Genomic DNA, 20,102 nt, shown 5'->3' with positions numbered 1-20,102 from the left:
TCCTGGTTGTGTTCCACCAGGACCCAAAACTTCGTGGCGCCGGGCGACGGACCGTGCGTGGTGGATGGGCGCGCAGGGGCCTCGGATTCACGTTGATCGAGTTGCTGGTCGTTTTGTCGATCGTGGCGCTGTTGTTGACAATCGTGACCCCGAGATACATGGGGTCCATCGACCACGCCAAGGAGGTGGCCTTGAAGGAGGACCTCAAGGTCATGCGGCTCAGCATCGACCGGTTCCACGGCGACAAAGGGCGGTATCCCGAGTCGCTGGCCGAACTGGTCGAAGCGCGTTACCTCCGCGCCGTCCCCCCGGATCCGATCACAGACTCCGCAACGACCTGGGTGGTCGTTCCGGTGGATGACCCGGAGTTCGAAGGCATTTCGGATGTCAGCAGCGGTGCGCAGGGTGTCGCCAAAGACGGTTCGGCGTTCGCGGAATGGTGATGCCTTGTTCCGTTCCCCACGGGTCCAGAGGGAGGCGGGCCCAATCCGGGTTCAGCTATCTGTGGCTCTTGCTGCTGGTCGGTTTGATGGGGTTGGGTCTGTCCGTGGCCAGCGACGTCTACAGCACGGTTGCCAAGCGGGAGCGAGAAAAGGAGCTGATGGCCATCGGGCGACAGTTCCAGGAAGCGATCCGCCGCTACCGTGAGTTTCGATCCGACGGTGGGCGGCGCGAATACCCTGCTTCCCTGGAGGATCTGTTGCTGGACCCGAGATCGCCGGGCAAGCTCAGGCACCTGCGCAAGATCTTTGTCGATCCCATGACGAGGAAAGCCGAATGGGGGTTGGTTCTGAAGGGTGGCCGGGTGGTGGGTGTTCACTCTTTGTCCACCGACGCGGTGCTCAAGAAAGACGGATTCGATCCCGATCTGATGGCACTCGCGGACAAGTCCAACTATGCAGAATGGTTGTTCGTTGATCCTTCCGTGCCGGAGGCCGTCCCCCCGGAAAGACAGAAGGATGGCGAGAACGCCGATCCCATGGACCCACCGCCAGTTGCCAAGTGATATGACCCATCCACCGATGTTGAGCGTTTCTACCGATCGACTCTGGCCACGTGAGTTTCGACAGCTGCTCCTGTCGATCGTCATCGTGACCTTCGCGTCCCTGGCCGATGCACAAGCTCTCTCGCCGAGTGAGCTGCCCAAGGTTCTCAAGGAGTTGCCGAGGGCCGGTTCCATGTGCCGAAGAGACGCGCCGGAGACGGCTGCACTGCTGGCGTCGGGAGAGGTGGCCTCCGAAGCGGATCTGGGTTGTGTTCGCTCCCCTGCTGACGTGCAGGCGGAGTGGCATCCATCAACGTCCGTCTTGTTCGATCTGCGTTCGCGCGCGAAGTACGAACAGTTTCACGTCGAGGGCGCCATCTCGTCCAACGAGGCCGAGCTGCTGGCCAAGCCGTACTGGCGTGACAAAAACGTTGTCCTGATGGGTGGAGGCACCGATGACCTGCAACTGGCCATGGTGTGCGGCAGGCTCAAGCGGAAGGGGTACCGGCATGTGGTGGTCATGCAGGGGGGCGCGCTGGGCTTGGTGAGAGACGGGGCCAGCTTGCGTGGCGTGGCCGACCGATTGAGCGACCTGGTCAGACTGACCGCTCCTGAGGCCTGGTACCTCGGCAGGCAGCCACAGGTGTTGGTGTTGGCCGGTGCCGATCGGTCCGAATTTCTCAAGGACATGCGGCATGTGCGGCCGTTGCCGGCAGTCCATGAGCAGGATCTGAAAAAAGCGCTTTCAGCCTACGTCTCTGTGGACAAGAAGACCCCCAGGACGCCGATGGCGGTCGTCTTGTTGACGTCCAAGGAGCTGGGTGACGAAGCCTTGCTCAAGCTGCAGAAGGCCGTGAGCCCCACACCACTGCTAATCTACCCGGGTTCCTATGCGGACTACACGCGAGAAATCGCGAAGCAGAACGCGGTGTGGAAATCCCATGAACGCGGTCCCAAGAAGACCGCCTGTCTCGGTTGAACATGTCGCAGAGTCGGCGCGCGCTTCTGTTGACCGCAGCGGCGGGGGCCGGTGTGCTTCACGGTGGCCCTTTGCTGGCTGCGGTGGCTTCCAGTTGCCCATCCGACCGGGCGGGGGATGGCTTGACGCAGGACCGGCGCTTGCGAATGCAGGTGCTGTTCCACAACCCGCTTCCTCGCGAGTTGCGTGACCAGCGCTTCTGGTGCTATCTGCCCATGACGGATTCGGGGCAGACGCTGTCCCAGGTGACGGCATCTGTGGAACATCAGATGACGATGGACGCCTGGGGTCATCAGGTGCTCTCGCTGCGTTTCGATCGTTTTCCCGCGTATGGAAGCCAAACGGTCGGCATCTCGGTGCTTGTCAGGCAGAGCGAGATCCCGTGTGCTCATGCCTCCGACGATCCACACCGATGGTTGCGACCAGGGCTGTTCGTCGAATCCGACGCCCCCGAAATCCTGACGCTGGGCAATCGGTTGCGCAGGTCCACGGAGATGGAAACCCTGCGATCCATTTACCAATGGGTCAAAGAAGAAATGACCTACGAAGGCTACGTGCCCCAGGATCGGGGGGCCCTGCATGCGCTGCGCACGAAGACGGGAGATTGCACCGAGTACGCCGCGTTGGTGGTCGCGCTTTCAAGAGCCAATGGCATCCCGGCACGCATGCTGGGGGGATATGTGGTGGATCGCGACGCCCTGCTGCGCGCCGTGGACTATCACAACTGGGCCGAGGTGCTGCTGGACGGGGGCTGGCGCATTCTGGATGCCCAAAAAGGGCAATGGATGCCATCACACAAGCAGTACGTCCCATTCGAGGTCTACCGCGATCAGGTCACGAATGACATGGGATCGGCGCACCGGTACAAGGTGGCGGGCGATGTGGAGGTCACGGTCTGATCGCATGCCATGGGTAAAGACCCTAAAGTCAGTCGCCACCCTTGTTGCCAACGAAGCTCTGCACAACACCCGCCGCGGCGTGGGTTGATGCATCCGATTTCAGATGACGGCGATTTCCGGCTTCGAGGTTCCCCACCATGGCGGGGCACCGACGGTGGGGAGCCTGGCCTGGTGAGGATCAGGCGGCCAGCTTCAGCTGGTCATGGGGATCGATGACAAACTTCTTCGGCGCGCCGGCGTCGAATGCCGCATAGCCCTTGGGCGCGTTGTTGAGAGAAATCACCTCGACGCCCACGATGTCGGCGATGTGGATCCGGTCCCACAGAATCGCTTGCATCAGTGCGCGGTTGTACTTCATGACCGGCGTCTGTCCGGTGAAAAAGCTGTGCGACTTGGCCCAGCCGAGGCCCAGGCGGATGCTCAGTGAACCTTGTTTCGCTGCCTTGTCGGTGGCGCCAGGGTCCTCCGTGACGTACAAGCCGGGAATGCCGATCTTGCCCGCGGCCCGCGTGACTTCCATCAGAGCGTTGAGCACCGTGGCAGGGGCATCCTCCTGCGACCCGGCATGGCCATGGCCGCGCGCCTCAAAACCCACGGCGTCGATGGCGCAGTCCACCTCCGGTGTTCCCAGAATCTGGGCAATCTGTTCACCGAGCGTGGCGTCCCGGGACAGGTCCACCGTCTCGAAACCCACATGGCGCGCATGGACCAGGCGCGCGGGATTGACATCGCCGACGATCACCACGGCCGCGCCCAGAAGGCGTGCGGATGCCGCCGCAGCGAGGCCCACGGGTCCGGCACCGGCCACGTACACGGTGCTGCCGGTGCCGACCCCGGCCGTCACGGCGCCGTGGTAGCCCGTGGGAAGGATGTCGGAGAGGCAGGTCAGGTCACGGATCTTCTCGAACGCCTGTTCGCGATCGGGGAACTTCAGCAGGTTGAAGTCTGCGTAGGGCACCATCACGTACTCGGCCTGCCCGCCGATCCAGCCGCCCATGTCGACATAGCCGTAGGCGCCGCCGGCGCGAGACGGATTCACACTCAGGCAGACACCGGTGTGTTGTTCCTTGCAGGTGCGGCAGCGTCCGCAGGCCACGTTGAACGGCACCGACACGATGTCGCCGCGCTGGAGCGTCTCCACATCGCGACCGACTTCGAGCACCTCGCCCGTGATTTCATGACCCAGCACGAGCCCGGTCGTTGCCGTGGTGCGGCCACGCACCATGTGCTGGTCCGAGCCACAGATGTTGGTGGTGAGCACCTTCAGGATCACGCCGTGTTCGGCGGTTCGCCCCAGCGGGCTCAGCAGTTTGGGGAAAGGGATGGACTGGACTTCGACCTGACCCTGGCCCAGATACACGACGCCTCGGTTGTCTGACATGGCTGTCTCCTCTGTTGGTTGGTTGTTCCACGTTGGGTGGCCAGCGGTTGCTGCCACCCTCGGGCCATCCACGCGGCGCGTGGGGATGACCCGTGGGGAACTGTCACAGATCGGAGAGGGAGGAATTGATCCCGTGCGACGCCAAATTGTGTTGTGTCGGCAAGGGAGGGCCCAGGCGCCCGCCCGAGTGTCACGCCGCCCGGACCAGTTCGGGTGGGCGTCTGTCCTGGGGTGCGCGTCCCGTGCCTGCCTCGGCCGCCTGACGCCGGCGTTCGTCGCTGGGCGCATGGCCGAACAGGCAGCGATAGGCCTTGCAGAAATGCGAGGACGACTGAAAGCCGCACGCCACCGTGACCTGCATGATCGGCAGGCTGGTGTGCGTCAGCAATTCCTGGGCGCGGCGCAGGCGAAGGTTCAGGTAGTACTGGGCCGGGTTCATGCTGAAGTAGCGATTGAACAGGCGCTCGAGCTGCCGCAGCGACAGCCCGACCAGGCCGGCCAGATCGATCAGCGACAAAGGCTCTTCGATGTTCGCCGCCATGATCTCCGCGGCTTCGGTCAGGTGCTGATAGCCCGGGCCGATGCACTCGGGTTGCGGGATGCGCTGGCGGTCGCTGCTGGCGCGCAGCCGCTCCACGATGAACTGCTCGGAGATCGCCATCACCAGCTTGGCGTCATGGTGTCCGCGGATCAGATGCAGCATCAGGTGCAGCGGCGCGGTGCCGCCCGAGCAGGTGATGCGGTCGCGATCAAAGATGAAGACCTCCGGCGTGAACCGGACCTTGGGGAACTCTTCGCTGATCGCCGCCAGGTTCTCCCAGTGGATGGCACAACGGTATCCGTCCAGCAGACCCGCGCTGGCCAGGGCAAACGAGCCCGTGCACAGCGCACCCATGACGGCGCCCTTGGCGGCACATTGGCGCAGCAGCCTGCGCACGGCTTCATTGGTGACCTGTCGGATGTTGAGGCCCCCGCAGACGAACACCGCGTCGCAGGTGGCCAGGTCCTCCACACCGCCGACCGGGGAAATGGTCAATCCATTGCTCGCCACGGGTGGCGACTTCTCGGGTTCCACGACGGTCCATCGGTACAGGGTGCGCCGGCTGATGTAGTTGGCCATGCGCAGCGTCTCGACCGCGTTGGCAAACGCGATCATGGAGAAGTCCTGGAGCAGGACGAACCCCACGTGAAAGCCTTCCGGGGAGGGGGGCTCCCGGTGGACGGCGCCGGGTGACAAGGGCTCAGGCGGGGGGCGTGTCATGGGGCGCTCCTGAGGGCGTTCAGCCCTTGTTGCTTTCGCGGCCGGCACCGAAACTTTCGGTGATGCGGTCCAGGATGATGGCCAGCAGCACCACGGCCAGCCCGCTCTCGAAACCCAGGCCGATGTCCAGCCGCTGGATGCTGGCGAGCACGTCGTTGCCCAGACCGCCGGCGCCGACCATCGAGGCGATGATCACCATCGAGAGCGCCATCATGATGGTCTGGTTGACGCCGGCCATGATGGTGGGCAGGGCAATCGGCAACTGCACCTTGAACAGCAGCTGGGTCGATGTGCAACCGAAGGCATTGCCGGCTTCCACCTGCTCGGCACTCACCTGGCGGATGCCCAGGCTGGTCAGGCGCACCACCGGTGGCATGGCGAAGATCACCGTCGCCAGGATGCCGGGCACGCGCCCCAGACCGAACAGCATGGCGGCCGGTATCAGGTAGACAAAGGCCGGCATGGTCTGCATGAAGTCGAGCATGGGCCGCACGACCGCATTGACGCGGGGCGCACGCGAGCACCAGATTCCCAGCGGGATGCCATAGAACAGGCTGATGAAGGTGGCCGAGAGCGTGAGCGCCAGGGTGACCATGGTCTGCAACCAGAACCCGGTCACGACGATCAGCATCAGAGCCAGCGCCACGAACGTGCCGAACCGCCAGCTCACCCTGCGGACGCTGACCCCCACCGCGACCAGGATCACGAGCCAGAAGGGGATGGCCAGCATGGCGGTCTCGACCCATTGGGCGAACTGTTCGACCACGAGGCCGATGGCGTCGAACAGGGCGGCGCCGTTGTCCAGCAGCAGCTTCACCCCGGCGTTGACCCATTGCCCGAGAGGCAGCATGTTCTCGGAGGCCTGGGTTACCTGTGAAAGCAGATCAGACATGGCGGGCCTCTTGAGCGATTTTCTGGAGCAGGCTGCGGGCGGAAATGCCGCCCAGCAAGCGGTTGGTTTCGTCGAACACGCCCACCGGGTGCTCGATGCCCAGCACGATCTTCATGGCCTCGGGAAGGGGTGTCCGGGAGGACATGCGGTGGTGGTCGCTGAACGTGTGACCCTGCAGCGAAGGGTCCAGCAGGTCCCCGGCTGTCAGGTAGCGCGAGGTGTCCACGCCCTTGAAGAAGCGGCGCACGTAGTCGTTGGCCGGCCGGGTGATGATCTCGTGGGCCGTGCCCTCCTGCACGAGATTGCCGCCTTCCATGATGCCGATCCGGCTCCCGATGCGAAGCGCCTCCTCGAGGTCGTGCGACACAAAAATGACCGTGCGCCGGTGCTCGCGTTGCAGGTCCAGCATCAGGGACTGCATCTCGACACGCTTGAGGGGATCGAGGGCCGAGAAGGCCTCGTCCATCAGCAGGATGTCCGGGTCCACCGCCAGCGCCCGGGCCAGCCCCACCCGTTGCTGCATGCCGCCCGAAAGCTGTGCCGGGTACTTGCCTGCATAGGTCTGCAAGCCGACCTGGCTCAGCACGGCCATCGCGCGTTCCTCGCGCGCCTTGCGTGGGGTGCCCGCCATCTCAAGACCGAAGGCCGCGTTGTCCAGCACGCTGCGGTGCGGCATCAGGGCGAACGATTGAAACACCATCGCGACCCGTCGGCGCCGCCACTTGACCAGCGCGTGTGGCGGCAAGGCAGCGATGTCTTCACCGTCGATGTTGATGGAGCCGGACGAGGGCTCGACCAGGCGGTTGATGAGCCGGATCAGGGTGGACTTGCCCGAACCCGACAGCCCCATCAGCACATAGATATCGCCGGGCGCCACGTCAAAGCTGACGTTGTTCACACCGACCACATGGCCGGTCTTCGAAAACACTTCGTCTTTGCTGAGCCCCTGGGCCAGCAGCTTCTGTGCTTCTGCAATGTTGTTGCCGAAGATCTTGTACAGACTTCGAACGCTGACTTTGGGTTGTTGCATCGTGGGCCTCTGGTTGTCTTCTGTCGGGAACTGTTTTTTTTATGAGCAAGCTGCATGCCATCGACGTGGCCACCGATCCTCTGTCAAGTCGGGGGTTTCGGGTATGGGACAAGCCCCAGTGACGCGTCGGTGCACGGTCTCGGCGGTGTCGCGGAGGTTCGGGGTGACTGAAACCGTGCATGCATGTTCCGCACTCACCGTTCCAGTGCGACATCGCTGAGCGGCTTGCTGCAGCAGGGCAGGATCCAGCCCTGATCGACCTCGCGTGGCCGGATGCCGCCGTTGTGTTTCATCTCGACTTCACCGGACTTCTTGCGTGTCTTGCAGGTGCCGCACACGCCGTTGCTGCAGGAGGAGGGCAGACGCAGGCCCGCCGCCTGGGCCGCTTGCAGCAGCGTCTGATCGCTGCGGCACGAGAAGGTCTGGCCGCTGGTCTGCAGCACGATGTTGTGCACAGCCGACGTGCCCTCGGCCTGAGGGGCCGGTTCGGGCAAGGCTGGCGCGGCAAACGAGAAACTCTCTTCCCGGTAGCGCGCCATGTCGTAACCCGCGACCGACAGGAGCTGACGGATCGCGGCCATGAACGGTGCCGGGCCGCAGGTGTAGATGTCGCGCGCCATGAAGTCGGGCGCGATGTGCGCCAGGCGCGCCGCGTCCATGCGGCCGAGGTGCCCGGCGTACGCGCTGCCCGGGGCATGCTGCTCGCACACCATGGCCAGCCGGAGCTTCGCCATGTTGCGCGCCATCAGCGTGAGTTCTTCGGGGAAGATCAGGTCGACCGGCGAGCGGGCGCAATGGGTGAACACGATGTCGGCCTGGCTGCCGAGGTCGTGCAGCGCGCGCGTCATCGACATCAGCGGTGTGATGCCGCTGCCACCCGAGAGGAAGAGGTAACGCGGTGCGGGTGCGTGGTGGAAGCAGCTGAAATCGCCCGACGGACCGATCGCGCCCAGGGTCATGCCGACGGACAGGTGGTCGTGCAACCAGTTGGACACCGGGCCACCCGGCACGCGCTTGACGGTGATGCTCACCAGATCGGGGCGGGTGGGTGTGCTCGACAGCGTGTAGCAGCGGTTGACCTTGCGCCCGCCGATGTCCAGTTCGAGGGTGATGAATTGTCCCGGCAGGTAGCGGAAGTGGCGGGGACCATTGGCCGAGAGCACGAAGGTCTTGACGTCGTGTGTCTCCTGTCGAACCTGTACGCAACGCAGGGTGTCGTCCCGATCAGAGTTCCACACCGCCGGGGGCGGCGCGGCAAGGTCGTGCGCGTGGGAGGGGGTGACCATGGGGAGGATGCTGGCGCGTGGTGGGTGATCGGGCGGTCAACGCGAGTGGGCGTTCAGGCGGTTGACGTACCAGTTGCAGAACTTCTCGACCAGCCCTTCGGTGTAGGGGGAGTAGGGGCCGGGCTGGTAGGCGCCGGTGGCAATGCCGATCTGGGACTCTTCGACCAGGCGGCGGTCCTGCGCGTTGGTGGCGTTCCAGACGGCGGTGAGGTTCTCGACCGTGTAGTCCACGCCTTCCACCGCATCCTTGTGCACACACCAAGTGGTGCGCACCAGGGTCTTGGTGGCCGAGATCGGCAGCACCGAGAAGCTGACGATGTGGTCGCTCATGAAGTGGTGCCAGGAGTTGGGCTGGGTCCAGAAGGACAGCCCGCCCAGCGCGGGGTCGGTGAAGTCGGCCAGCAGCTTCTTCGACGCCACTTCGGTGTTCATGGTCTGCGACTGGCCGGCGCGGTCGATCGGCAGGCGCTGTGTGCGGTAACCGGTGATGCGGTCGTCCAGCCGTTCGATTTCGGCCGAGGGCAGGCCCATGCTTTCCCAGCGTTCGCACGCGGCGTTGGTGATGTCGATGAAGCGCTGCTGCTCGGCGGCGTTCTCTGCGCTGGGCTGGTAGCCGAAACCGAACTCGTAGAGCGAGATGGTCAGCTCGGGGTGGTTGGCCACGCAGTGGTAGCACTCGCGGTTGTTCTCCATCGTGAGCTTCCAGTTGCAGTCCTCGATGATGTCCACCTGCGCCGCCACCTTGCAGTCCTGCAGGCGGTGTGGTGCCAGGTAGGGCGTCATCTCCGCCGCCATCTGCTCGAAGTCTTCCGGGGGATCGTCGGCCAGGCAGATGAAGATCAGGCCCGACAGGGTGCGCACGTGCACGGTCTTGAGGCCCATTTCCGAGGGGTCGAAGTCGGCGCCCATGTGCTTGGCGTGGATCAGCTTGCCGGTGAGGTCGTAGGTCCACTGGTGGTAGGGGCAGACGATGTTGCCCAGCTGGCCCTGGTGGCTCTCGCACAGCCGTGAACCCCGGTGCCGGCAGACGTTGTGGAAGGCCCGCACCCCCATGTCGTCGTCGCGCACGATGAGGATGGACTTGCTGCCGAATTCAATGGCGACGTAGTCGCCGGGCTCGGGGATCTGCGGTTCGACGGCGACGAACAGCCAGTGCTTGCCGAAGATGTGTTCCATGTCGGCCTGCAGCACCGTGTCGCTGAGGTAGAAGGGGGCTTCCAGGCTGTAACCCGGGCGGCGGCGTTCCAGCAACTCGCGGGTGAGCAGTGTCTGAGCAGAGATGGTTCTTGTCATGAGGGTGTCCCTTCAGAAGTGAACGAGAGAATGGGTTCGCAGGTAGTCCAGCACCGCCTGTGCCTTGCTGCGCGTGTCGCCGGTCTGCAGCACCGTGCCGCCGGTCGACGTCGATTCGATGGCGCCCAGCATCCGGGCATGCCCACTTTTCTGGCTGCGGGCTTCCAGCACTTTTCGGCGCTTGGGGCCTGGCACGAGCGGGCCTTCTGCGAACGCGGTGGTGTTCGCGGCAGAGAGGGGCTGGCGCGTGATGTGCCCGGCCAACGCGCTGGCCAGGGAATGGCGCAGCGGCTGCGGCGCGGCGGCGCTCACCGCCAGCACGGCCGGCGGGTGCACGCGGAGCTTTCGCCGGGCGCCCCTGGGCAGGGCCTGGGTCACGATCCAGACACCCCCTTCGGGCTGGACCGACAGCACGTCGGTGATCACGGGCCGGTCCAGTGCCGCGCCCAGCGCAAAGGGCAGAAACCCTTCGCCGTGTTCGGGCGCCTGGCGGGTGCCGGTCAGCACCCAGGCCACGGACCGCAGCTCGGACTTCAAGGCGGTCGTGAGGTCGGTGGGGGCTGCGCACTCCAGCACCTCGACGCGTGCGGCGCCCAGGGCCAGGTAGTCGCGCGCCACGCTGTCCGGCAGGGTGCCAACCGAGAGCAGCCGGGCCTGGTCCGACAGGCCCAGGGCCAGCGACGCCGCGATGGCGTCGGCCCGGCTGCGCACGGGCCGGCCGCTGACGGGGTGCTCGCGCGCAGCGACCAGTACCGTGATCTTGTTCACGGGCGTACCGTCGCCCTGCGGGCTGCTGTGGGAACGGTCCGGTGCTGTGCTCATGGGGCCTCCTTGTGCTGTCGCACCAGTTCGAGCAGGGCCTGCATCAGGGACCGGCTGTCTTCGATCACCGTCAGGTTTGCGCGGCGCGTGATGGGCGCGGACGCGTCCAGGTTCACCGCGATCACGTGGCGGCAGTCCTTGATGCCCTGCAGGTGTTGCACGGCGCCCGAGATCCCGAGGGCGAGGTAGCCCGACGCGGTGACCGTCTTGCCCGTGGCGCCGATCTGCTGGGCGCGTACGAATCGGCCGTCGTCCACGGCCACGCGGGACGCGCCGACCGCGGCCCCGACTTCCTGGGCCAGCGTGTGGAACAGCGGCAGGTCGTTCACGCCATTGCCGGCGGCGAGGATGAAGTCCGCTTCCTCCAGGGCCATCGTGGCGGGATCGCCGGTCACCACGCCCAGGTCTTCGACGCCGCGCTCGTTCACCACGGGCCAGCGGGGCGCCTCGGCGCGCACACCCTGTCCCACGAAGGGCAGCGCGGTGCTGGCCACGCCCTTGGCCAGCAGCATCACGTCGGTGTGCGGCAGCCGCCGGTCCTGGCCCGTGCCCGCCGGGATGCGCAGGCTGTCGGCGTCCAGCTCCGCGACCCCGCAGGCGCAGCGCAGGCCGGCCTGGGCCGCGAACCGGCGGCCCAGCTGGCCATCGGCGCCGCGCTCGGCAAAGAACCAGCGCCGTGGTGCCAGGCGGGCCGAGAGGTCCTGCAACCACTGCACGCAGGCGCCGGGCTGGTAGCGCTCGGCGTCAAACCCGTCGGCGACCACGGCGCGGTCCACGCCCAGGGCCGCGACGTCGTCGTGGCAAGGGCCCAGCACCGCCAGTACCACCTCGGTGTGGGGTGCCGCCAGGATGGCCGCGGCCGCAATCGCCTGGTGCGCCAGATCGGTCAGCGCGCCCCGGTCCGAGTGAGTCACCACCAGGGTGATCTCGCTGAAGGGGCCGGCGCTGCGAACCGGCTTGGCCAGCGGCGCATGCGCGGCGCTGGTGGCCAGGCGTTCGCCCTCACTGCTGCCCAGGACGATGCGGCGCAGGCCTTGCGGCGTGATGATGGCTGGGCGGCGCGGATCAACGCGGCGCAATGCGGTGGTGTTTGTGCTCATGCGACCTCCAGTGCACGGGCCACGAGCTCGGCAACGTCCAGCACCTCGGGGCGCGGGCCGACCACGCCTTCGAGCATGGCGGTGCAGTTGGGGCAGGCCACGGCCACCACGGTGGCGCCGGTCTGCCGGGCGTCGGCGATGCGGATGTCGGGGATGCGTGTCTCGCCCGGGATGTCGGTGAACGGCGCGCCACCACCGCCACCGCAGCAGCGGCCGCGCTCGGCGTGGCGCTCCATCTCGACGACCCGGATGCCGATGCCTTTGAGCAGCTGGCGCGGGGCATCCACCTCGCGGCCGTAACGACCGAGGTAACACGGGTCGTGGTAGGTCACCACGTCCTGGCCGGGCGCCTTGGTGGGCGTGATGGCGCCCTTGGCCAGCAGGTCGGCCAGCAGCTGGGTGTGGTGCCAGACGTCGTAGCTGCCCCCCATGGCGGGGTATTCGTTCTTCAGCACATGGAAGATGTGCGGGTCGGGCGTGACGATGTGCTGGAAGCTGCGCGCCTTCAGGGTGGCGATCAGCTGGCGCGAGAGCCGCTGGAAACCCGCTTCGTCGCCCAGCCGTCGTGCCAGGTCGCCGCAGTCGGTCTCCGCCGCCCCGAGCAGGGCGATCTTCAGGCCGGCCTTCTGCAGCGTCTTGACGAAGGCCCGCAGGCTGCGCTGGTAGCGCATGTCAAAGCCGCCTTCGCCCACCAGCACCAGCCAGTCGGTGTGCTCGCCGGCGGTCAGCACCGGCACGTTCAGGTCGGCGGCCCAGTGGTGGCGAGCGCTGAGCGGGAAACCACCCACGGTGTCGGTATCGCGCAGCTGTTCCAGCGCTTCCATGCCCTTGTTCGGCACCTCGCCCCGCACCAGGGTGATGTGGCGGCGCATGTCCACGACGGCGTCCACGTGTTCGATCAGCATCGGGCATTCCTGCACACAGGCGCGGCAGGTGGTGCAGGACCACAGCGTGTCGGCGTTGATCAGGCCGTTGACGATGGGCCGATGGGGCGCGCCGCCGTGCTGGCCCACGGGCTGGCCGGGGTAGGGGCTGCCGGCGTAGGCGGCGTCCGTGCGGCCGCTCATGCCGACCACCAGGTCCTGGATCAGCTTCTTGGGGTTCAGGGGCTGGCCGGCGGCGAACGCGGGGCAGGCCGCTTCGCACTTGCCGCACTGCACGCAGGCGTCGAAGGACAGCAGCTTGTTCCAGGCGAAGTCGGCCGGTTGGCCCACGCCCATGTCCTCGGGGGTCAGCTTCAGCGGTTTCAGGGCCGTGGCGAAGCGCTGGTCGCCGAAACGCTCGGGGCGGGGGTGCAGCCCCAGGTGCAGCAGGCCAGCCACGGCGTGCTTCATGGGGCCGCCCAGCCCGATGCCCAGCGCCAGCTCGGCGACGCCGGCGGCGAAGGCCAGGCTGATCAGGCCCGCGAGCCAGGGCGCGAGGGCGGTGCCGGTGAGGGCCACCGCGCCGACCAGGGTCGCGGCGGCGGCGAAGGCCAGCAGGGAATAGGGCAGGCGTTTCCAGGCCCCCTGCGACAGGCGCGGCGGTGCCGCGCGGCGGCGCCAGGCCATCGCAGCGGCGCCCACGATGGCCAGCAAGCCGGCGATGAGCAGCACCACGTCCAGCGCGGCCCAATACAGCCCGAGGCCGTAGTTCAGCGCCACGATGAACAGGGCCAGCAGCGTGCCCCCGGCGACACCGACGTGCGCCCGCGCCACGAAGGGCTCGCGCGCCACGACATCGTGCAGGTCCACGAAGTAGCGCCTGGGGATCTGCAGCAGGCCGCCGAAGTCCACCACCGCGGCACGGCCGCCGCGCCAGATCGCCGCGCGCCGGGCCAGACCGATGACCAGGCCCAGGACGGCCAGCCAGAACACGGCGCTCACCAGATGCTGGAGCAACATCTCAGGCCTCCACGGCGCCGGCGCGCAATCCGCCACGCACGAAGGAACCCAGCCCAAGGGCACCGCCGGGCCGGCTTTGCCGGACGGCCAGTGCCGCCCCTCTGGAGGGGGGAGACGCGAAGCGGCGCAGGGGGTGCTTCATCTCAAAAATCCTTACAGAGGCGCAGCGAGTCGTAGATCGCGGCGTGGATGTTGTGCATCGACACGCAGTCGCCGACGCGGTAGAGCAGGAACTGGTCGCCGTCGGTGTTCAGGCCCAGCGCGGGTTGCGGCTGTGCATCGAACAGGGCGTCGATGTCGGTCTGCCCCTTGTTCAGCGACAGGGGTTTCAACTGGTGGTACAGGCCGTCGTTGGGCAGGATGCCGTTCTCGATCACCACCTGATCGACCGCGCGCTCCTCCAGCGCCTCGGTGTACTCGTTCTTGAGCACGGCGATCAGCTTGTCGCCCTCGCGGTACACCCGCTCCAGCCAGAAGTTGGGGGTCTGGATCACGCCGTTGGCGTAGAGCTGGCGGTAGAAGATCGGGAAGGTGGTGCCGCCGGTGTCGTCGGCCACCTTCACGTCGGGCGTCACGATCTCCACCAGCTTGCCGCGCGCGGCGATGAAGTCGGCCACGCCGGTGCCCGCGTGCGTGCTGATACTGTCGTAGACCAGCACGTTCTCGGCCGGAGCCACCGTGCCCGAGAGGATGTCCCAGCCGCTGACGCACAGGCCTTGGTCCGCGCCCCAGGCCGGGGTCTGGCCCGTGTGCGGCGTGCCGCCCGTGGCCAGCACCACGATGTCCGGCTGCTCGGCGCGGATCATCTCGGCCGTGGCCGCCACGCCCAGGCGCCGATCCACCCCCAGGCGCACCGTCTCCATGTCGAACCAGCGGATGATGCCGGCCATCTGTTCGCGCTTGGGCGGCTTGGCCGCCAGGTTCACCTGGCCGCCCACGGCGTTGTGCTTCTCGAACAGCACCACGTCGTGCCCGCGCTCGCGGGCCACGCGGGCGGCTTCGAGGCCCGCCGGGCCGGCGCCGACGACCACGACCTTGCGGCGCATGCCCGTGGTCTTTTCGATCACGTGGGGCATGGTCTGTTCGCGGCTGGTCGCGGCGTTCTGCACGCACAGAACATCCAGGCCGTTGTACTGGCGGTCGATGCAGTAGTTGGCACCGACGCACTGCTTGATCTGATCTTCGCGGCCGTCGCGGATCTTGATGACCATGTGCGGGTCGGCGATCTGCGCGCGCGTCATACCCACCAGGTCCACCATGCCGGTGGCCAGGATGCGCTCGGCCTGCGACGCATCGCGGATGCTCTGCGCGTGCATCACCGGCACTTTGGAGACCGACTTGATGCCGGCCGCCAGGTGCACGAAGGGCTCGGGCGGCAGGGCCATGGGCGGCATGCAGTTGGCCAGGGTGTTGTGGGTGTCGGCACCCGAGCCCACCACGCTCAGGAAGTCGATCAGGCCGCTCTCGGACATCGCCTGGGCGATCTCCTTGGCCATCTCGTGGCTGATGCCGTCTTCGTGGAATTCGTCGCCGCACATACGCATGCCCACGCAGAAATCGGCCCCCACCTGCTCGCGCACGGCCTGCAGCACCTCCATGCCGAAGCGCAGGCGGTTTTCCAGGCTGCCGCCGTACTCGTCGCTGCGGTGGTTGACGCGCGGGCTCCAGAACTGGTCGATCAGCTGCTGGTGCGCGGCGGAGATCTCGATGCCGTCCAGGCCGGCGTCCTTCACGCGTCTGGCGGCGCGGCCGTAGTCGGCCACGATGCGGCGGATCTCCTCGATCTCGATCATCTTGGCGTTGCCGCGGTGCACCGGCTCGCGGATGCCCGAGGGGCTGACCAGGTGCGGCCAGTCGAAGCCGTGCCAGGCGTTGCGCCGGCCCATGTGGGTCGCCTGGATCATCAGCTTGGCGCCGTGTTTGTGCATGGTCTCGGCCAGGTTGGCCAGGGGCTGGATCACGCTGTTGGTGGCCAGGTTGACCGAGCTCCACCACGACCAGGGGCTGTCGCGCGAGACCGGGCTGGAGCCGCCGCAGATGGCCAGGCCCACGCCACCCTTGGCCTTCTCTTCGTAGTAGCGGATGTAGCGCTCGGTCGGGTGGCCGCCTTCGGCGTACACCTCGGCGTGCGCCGTGCTCACGATGCGGTTGCGCAGCAGCACCTGGTTCAGGCGCAGCGGTTCAAACAGGTGCGGGTAACGCATGGTGGCTCTCTCAGAGGGGGCTGACGGTGAATTCGCAGTGACCGTGGCCTTCCGCCGCACATTGCGTTTCCGCGCTGGTGGTGCGCAGCGCCGAGCCGCTGGTGTCCAGCACCCAGTCCATCGCGCCCGAGAACCAGCCGGCGAACAGGTAGCAGACCTTGCTGTGGTCCACGGGCACGCCGGCGATGCCCTGCGCCAGCACGAACACCGAGTGCTCCAGCCGGATGCGGGCGTGGCCCGTGGTGGCGTCGGCCTCGATGAAGGAGAACAGGCCCCAGCCGCGTTGCGACAGGCGCTTGAGGTAGTGCTCGTACACCGCCATGCCGCTCAGCCCGTGGGTGGCGGCCTCTTTCTGGCACCAGAACCAGGCCGAGCGGTGGCCCGCCTTGTAGAGCGCGGGGGCGTAGATCTCGCGCCCCACCACGGCCTCGGTTTCCACGTGGTTGTTGACGAAGAAATGCCGGGGCACATAGATCATCGGCAGACCGTCGGTGGTCCAGATGCCGGTCTGCGCGTCGACGTCGATGGGGAGTTGGGGATTCATCGTGGGGCTCTTGAAATGACGGATGACGAAATCACTTCGCCACGCGGGCGCGTGACCCGCGACGTGTGAAAGGGTCCAGTTCAGTGCACCCGTGGAACGGGCTTGGCCCGGCCACTGGGTGCGTCCCCCTCCAAGCCGAAGGCGCCCGCGAGGGGGAAGCCGCGCAGCGGCGCAGGGGGTGTTTCCGTTCAGGAGGTCCACTCGGCGACGCGCGCCGCGTTGTCGGCCATCCACTTTTCGGCGGCGGCGGCGGGCTTGCTGCCGCCTTCGACGGCCAGCATCACCGCGCCGATCTCCTCGGGCTTCCAGGAGAACTTCTTGAGGAAGGCCACGACCGACGGGGCCTTGGCGTTCAGGCCGGGGTTGATCACGCTGTCCACATGTTCTTCGGCGCCGTAGATGTTCTTGGGATCGGCCAGGAAGCGCAGCTTGTACTTGGCGAACATCCAGTGCGGGATCCAGCCGGTCACGGCGATGGCCTTGTTGGCGCGGTAGGCGCGGTCCAGCTCGGCCGCCATGGCGGGGCCGGAGCTGGGCAGCAGGCGCATCTCCAGGCCGTAGGCCTTGATGGCCTCTTCGGTCTTCTTCATCACGCCGGCTCCGGCGTCGATGCCGACGATGCGGTTGTCGAAGTCGGCACGGAAGTTGTTCAGGTCCGTCAGGCTGGTGGCCTTGACGTACTCCGGCACGATCAGGCCGATCTTGGCGCCCGGGTAGTTGGCGCCGATGATCTGCACCTTGTCCTTGAAGTTGGTCAGATAGGCCTCGTGGGTGACGGGCAACCAGGCCGACAGGGTCATGTCCAGGTCACCACGCGCCACGCCTTGCCACATGATGCCGGCGGCCAGCGGCACCAGTTCCACCGGGTGACCCAGCTTGCTGCGGATGATGGCCGCGGCCAGGTGCGTGGTCGCCACGCTGTCGGACCAGCCGTCCACGAAACCGATCTTGAGCGCGGACTTGGATTGCGCCAGGGCGCCCATGCCCGTGGCGGCCAGCGCGGTCAGACCCAGCGACTGGGCCAGAAACGTTCGGCGGGGACGGGGGGACGGTTGCTGCGACTTGATCATGATGGGGAACTCCTGCGATGGATAGAAGAAAGCGAGAAAGGCCCGGGGGGCGGGGCGACTTGAACTACACACTCCACACTTCACCAAAAACACGGAGCCAGTTGCGCCCCATGACCTTTGTGATCTTGCTGGCCGGCCAGCCGGCGCGCTCCATGGCGGCCGTCAGGTTGGGCATTTCGCCGATGGTGCGGATGCCCAGCGGGTTCTGCACGGTGCCGAAGTTGGTGAGGCGACGACCACGGCCTTTGTCGTGGGTGATGTGGTCGAAGAACTCCTGTCCGTAGCCCTGCGTGTGGTCGGTGCCGACGCCCACGCAGTCTTCACCGACCAGGTTGATCACGTAGTCGATCGCTTCCACGTAGTCGTCCACGGTGGACTCGATGCCGCGCCGGAGGAAGGGCGGGAACATGGTCACGCCGATGAAGCCGCCGCGGTCGGCGATGAACTTGAGCTGCTCGTCGCTCTTGTTGCGCGGGTGCTCCTTCAGGCCCGCGGGCAGGCAGTGGCTGTAGGTTACCGGCTTCTTCGATTCGAGGATCGCTTCCTCGGAGGTCTTGGCGCCCACGTGGGACAGGTCCACCATGATCCCGACGCGGTTCATCTCGCCGATCACCTCGCGGCCGTAGCCCGAGAGGCCGCCGTCGCGTTCGTAGCAGCCGGTACCGATCAGGTTCTGCGTGTTGTAGCAAAGCTGGACCACGCGCACGCCCATGTCGGCGAAGGCTTCGACGTACCCCAGGTGGTCTTCGAAGGCATGCGCGTTCTGGAACCCGAGGATGATCCCGGTCTTGCCGTCCTTCTTGGCCTGTTCGATGTCGGCCGTGCTGCGCACCAGGGTCAGCAGGTCGCTGTTCTCGCGGATGGACTTCTTCATCTGGGCGATGTTGTGCACCGTGCTCTTGAAATCGTCCCACACGGAGACGGTGCAGTTGGCGGCGGTCAGGCCGCCCTTTTTCATGTCCTCGAAGACCGAACGGTCCCACTTCGAGATGATGAGACCGTCGATGACGATGGCGTCCTGGTGCAAGTTGCTCATGGGTTGAGGGTGGTAAGGGTTTACGCGAATAAGACGTGGTTCTGTGTTAGGCGGTGCTGTCGAGTGCGTTCATTGTTGTGGCGCGGTCCCTGGCGAGCTTGTGCACGACAGACGCGCACTTGCTCAGAAACGACATGGCGGCCGACGGGTACCGACCGCAGGTTTTCAGCCGCTTTTTTCTGCCGGGGCGCCGGACGCTGCTGAGACAATCCGGGCTGTTTTTTCCAGCCGCTCACCCTCCCCCCTGAAAGCACCTTCCATGCGGTCAAACGCAAACATCCGGCTCGCCATGTGGTCCATCTGGCTGATCCCGCTCATGTGGACGGTCAACAACCTGCTGGCCCGTATGGCGCCGGGGGTTGTCGGGCCCTACACGCTGGGTTTCATGCGCTGGGGATTGGCCGGCGTGTTGCTGAGCTGGCTGGTGCGCGACGAGCTGCGGCGGGAATGGCGCCACCTGGTCCAGAACTGGTACCAGTACCTGGTGCTGGGCTTTCTGGGCATGGTGGCCTGCGGGGCGTGGGTGTACATCGGCGGTCGGACGACCAGCGCCACCAACATCGCCCTGATCTACTCCGCTGCACCGGCGCTCATCGCCGTGAGTTCGGCGGCGTGGTTGAGAGAACGGATGGGTGGCCTTCAGTGGACGGGCCTGGTGCTGGCATTGGCCGGCGTGTTGCATGTCATCGTGCAGGGCAACTGGATGAGCCTTTCCGAGTTCCGGTTCGTCGAAGGGGATCTCTGGATTCTGACCAGCGTGGTCTGCTGGGCGCTCTACGCGCTCCTGCTGGAGGCCTGGCGCAGTCCGTTGGGAGCGGCCGCCCGTTTGGCCGCCGCCGCCTGGGGCGCACTGCCTGTGCTGGCCGCGGGGGCGGTCTGGGAGATGTCTTCGCCCTTTGCTCCCGCGATAGGCACCGAGGCCCTCTTGATGGGGCTCACCGCGGCCCTGGTTCCGGGCCTGATGGCCTTCAGCCTGTACGGCTGGTCGCAGCAGGTCCTGGGCGCCAGCAAGGTGGCTGCCACCCTGTACCTGGGCCCGCTCTATGGGGCCGTGGCGGGCTGGTGGCTGCTCGGTGAATCCCTGGGCTGGTACCACCTATGGGGTGGCATGCTGCTCTTACCCGGCGTCTACCTGGCCTCTCGCCCTGTCGCCTTCTCACGCAAGGTGAACGCTGCGCCGCCGTGAGCTTTTTCCGCCAGCGGCTCGTTGCGATGGCGGCCGATTCACGGTGAGGTCGCCCCGTTGCATGTCGGAATCAGGCCAGAAACTGGCGTGTTCAGCGAATCGCCAGGCGCCGATGCCCCGCATCATGGCCTGGCGTTACAAGCCGTTCCAAGCCGTTGGTGGTGGCGGCGGACGCTTCCCGCGCCCCTTGCCCGGGGGTGTGTTCCCAACTGGCGCGGCACGGCCTGGTCAACGACCATCCGGGCGCCTGC

The 20,102-nt window shown here is 66.5% G+C and carries 18 protein-coding genes; 5 read left to right on the top strand and 13 right to left on the bottom strand.

All coding sequences use genetic code 11. The features are described 5' to 3' along the window. Window positions 1–8 precede the first annotated feature (8 nt). The 4 genes from HTA01S_RS06470 (at window position 9) to HTA01S_RS06455 (ending at window position 2,863) form a co-directional block, all read left to right on the top strand. Entirely contained in the window at window positions 9–443 is a 435-nt protein-coding gene (locus HTA01S_RS06470) for a type II secretion system protein (protein ID WP_407656095.1), read from the top strand. Window positions 444–511: 68 nt separating this feature from the next. After that, window positions 512–1,006, top strand: coding sequence for a type II secretion system protein (locus HTA01S_RS06465; protein WP_157571985.1), 495 nt, complete (start codon window positions 512–514; stop codon window positions 1,004–1,006). A gap of 1 nt (window position 1,007) precedes the next feature. Then, window positions 1,008–1,964 carry a rhodanese-like domain-containing protein gene (locus tag HTA01S_RS06460; protein WP_068167993.1) on the top strand — a complete coding sequence of 319 codons (957 nt, stop codon included), beginning with the start codon at window positions 1,008–1,010 and terminating at the stop codon, window positions 1,962–1,964. A 146-nt stretch (window positions 1,965–2,110) separates the two neighbouring features. Then, a complete protein-coding gene (locus tag HTA01S_RS06455) occupies window positions 2,111–2,863 on the top strand; it encodes a transglutaminase-like domain-containing protein (RefSeq protein WP_169804747.1) in 753 nt (250 codons plus the stop codon). Window positions 2,864–3,041: 178 nt separating this feature from the next. On the opposite strand, the gene fdhA is transcribed toward HTA01S_RS06455, so the two are convergent. The 13 genes from fdhA to HTA01S_RS06390 form a co-directional block, all read right to left on the bottom strand. Then, window positions 3,042–4,244 (bottom strand): formaldehyde dehydrogenase, glutathione-independent, encoded by a 1,203-nt coding sequence (gene fdhA, locus HTA01S_RS06450; RefSeq protein ID WP_068167987.1) that lies wholly within the window; start codon window positions 4,242–4,244, stop codon window positions 3,042–3,044. Between the two features lie 190 nt (window positions 4,245–4,434). Further along, complete coding sequence (locus tag HTA01S_RS06445) at window positions 4,435–5,505, bottom strand: GlxA family transcriptional regulator (protein ID WP_084235899.1); 1,071 nt, start codon at window positions 5,503–5,505, stop codon at window positions 4,435–4,437. A 19-nt stretch (window positions 5,506–5,524) separates the two neighbouring features. Then, window positions 5,525–6,397: an ABC transporter permease gene (locus HTA01S_RS06440; RefSeq protein WP_068167980.1), complete on the bottom strand. Its 873-nt coding sequence runs from the start codon at window positions 6,395–6,397 to the stop codon at window positions 5,525–5,527. Beyond that, window positions 6,390–7,427 carry a quaternary amine ABC transporter ATP-binding protein gene (locus tag HTA01S_RS06435; protein ID WP_068167978.1) on the bottom strand — a complete coding sequence of 346 codons (1,038 nt, stop codon included), beginning with the start codon at window positions 7,425–7,427 and terminating at the stop codon, window positions 6,390–6,392. Before HTA01S_RS06435 ends, HTA01S_RS06440 begins: the two co-directional genes overlap by 8 nt. 194 nt (window positions 7,428–7,621) lie before the next feature. Beyond that, entirely contained in the window at window positions 7,622–8,713 is a 1,092-nt protein-coding gene (locus HTA01S_RS06430; RefSeq protein ID WP_068167975.1) for a 2Fe-2S iron-sulfur cluster-binding protein, read from the bottom strand. A 36-nt stretch (window positions 8,714–8,749) separates the two neighbouring features. Next, window positions 8,750–10,006 (bottom strand): aromatic ring-hydroxylating oxygenase subunit alpha, encoded by a 1,257-nt coding sequence (locus tag HTA01S_RS06425; protein ID WP_068167970.1) that lies wholly within the window; start codon window positions 10,004–10,006, stop codon window positions 8,750–8,752. 12 nt (window positions 10,007–10,018) lie between these two features. Continuing rightward, a complete protein-coding gene (locus HTA01S_RS06420) occupies window positions 10,019–10,828 on the bottom strand; it encodes an adenine nucleotide alpha hydrolase family protein (RefSeq protein WP_068167968.1) in 810 nt (269 codons plus the stop codon). After that, window positions 10,825–11,928: an electron transfer flavoprotein subunit alpha/FixB family protein gene (locus HTA01S_RS06415; protein ID WP_068167964.1), complete on the bottom strand. Its 1,104-nt coding sequence runs from the start codon at window positions 11,926–11,928 to the stop codon at window positions 10,825–10,827. The genes HTA01S_RS06420 and HTA01S_RS06415 overlap by 4 nt, the downstream gene beginning before the upstream one ends. After that, entirely contained in the window at window positions 11,925–13,811 is a 1,887-nt protein-coding gene (locus tag HTA01S_RS06410) for a (Fe-S)-binding protein (protein WP_068167960.1), read from the bottom strand. The genes HTA01S_RS06415 and HTA01S_RS06410 overlap by 4 nt, the downstream gene beginning before the upstream one ends. Window positions 13,812–13,954: 143 nt before the next feature. Further along, the gene (locus HTA01S_RS06405; protein ID WP_068167957.1) at window positions 13,955–16,015 is read right to left on the bottom strand and encodes an NADH:flavin oxidoreductase; all 2,061 of its coding nucleotides are present in this window, start codon (window positions 16,013–16,015) and stop codon (window positions 13,955–13,957) included. Window positions 16,016–16,025: 10 nt separating this feature from the next. Beyond that, the gene (locus HTA01S_RS06400; RefSeq protein WP_068167953.1) at window positions 16,026–16,559 is read right to left on the bottom strand and encodes a DUF5943 domain-containing protein; all 534 of its coding nucleotides are present in this window, start codon (window positions 16,557–16,559) and stop codon (window positions 16,026–16,028) included. Between the two features lie 188 nt (window positions 16,560–16,747). Beyond that, on the bottom strand, window positions 16,748–17,629 hold the full coding sequence (locus tag HTA01S_RS06395; protein ID WP_068167945.1) for a glycine betaine ABC transporter substrate-binding protein: 882 nt from the start codon (window positions 17,627–17,629) through the stop codon (window positions 16,748–16,750). A gap of 64 nt (window positions 17,630–17,693) precedes the next feature. Next, on the bottom strand, window positions 17,694–18,665 hold the full coding sequence (locus tag HTA01S_RS06390) for a dipeptidase (protein WP_068167943.1): 972 nt from the start codon (window positions 18,663–18,665) through the stop codon (window positions 17,694–17,696). Between the two features lie 259 nt (window positions 18,666–18,924). Between HTA01S_RS06390 and HTA01S_RS06385 the strand changes: the two genes are divergently transcribed. Further along, window positions 18,925–19,851, top strand: coding sequence for a DMT family transporter (locus HTA01S_RS06385; RefSeq protein WP_068167941.1), 927 nt, complete (start codon window positions 18,925–18,927; stop codon window positions 19,849–19,851). Window positions 19,852–20,102: the final 251 nt, after the last annotated feature.

Origin of the sequence: Hydrogenophaga taeniospiralis CCUG 15921 (genome assembly GCF_001592305.1) — a bacterium.
Lineage (GTDB): Bacteria > Pseudomonadota > Gammaproteobacteria > Burkholderiales > Burkholderiaceae_C > Hydrogenophaga > Hydrogenophaga taeniospiralis.
This window is presented reverse-complemented; position numbering and strand designations above follow the sequence as displayed.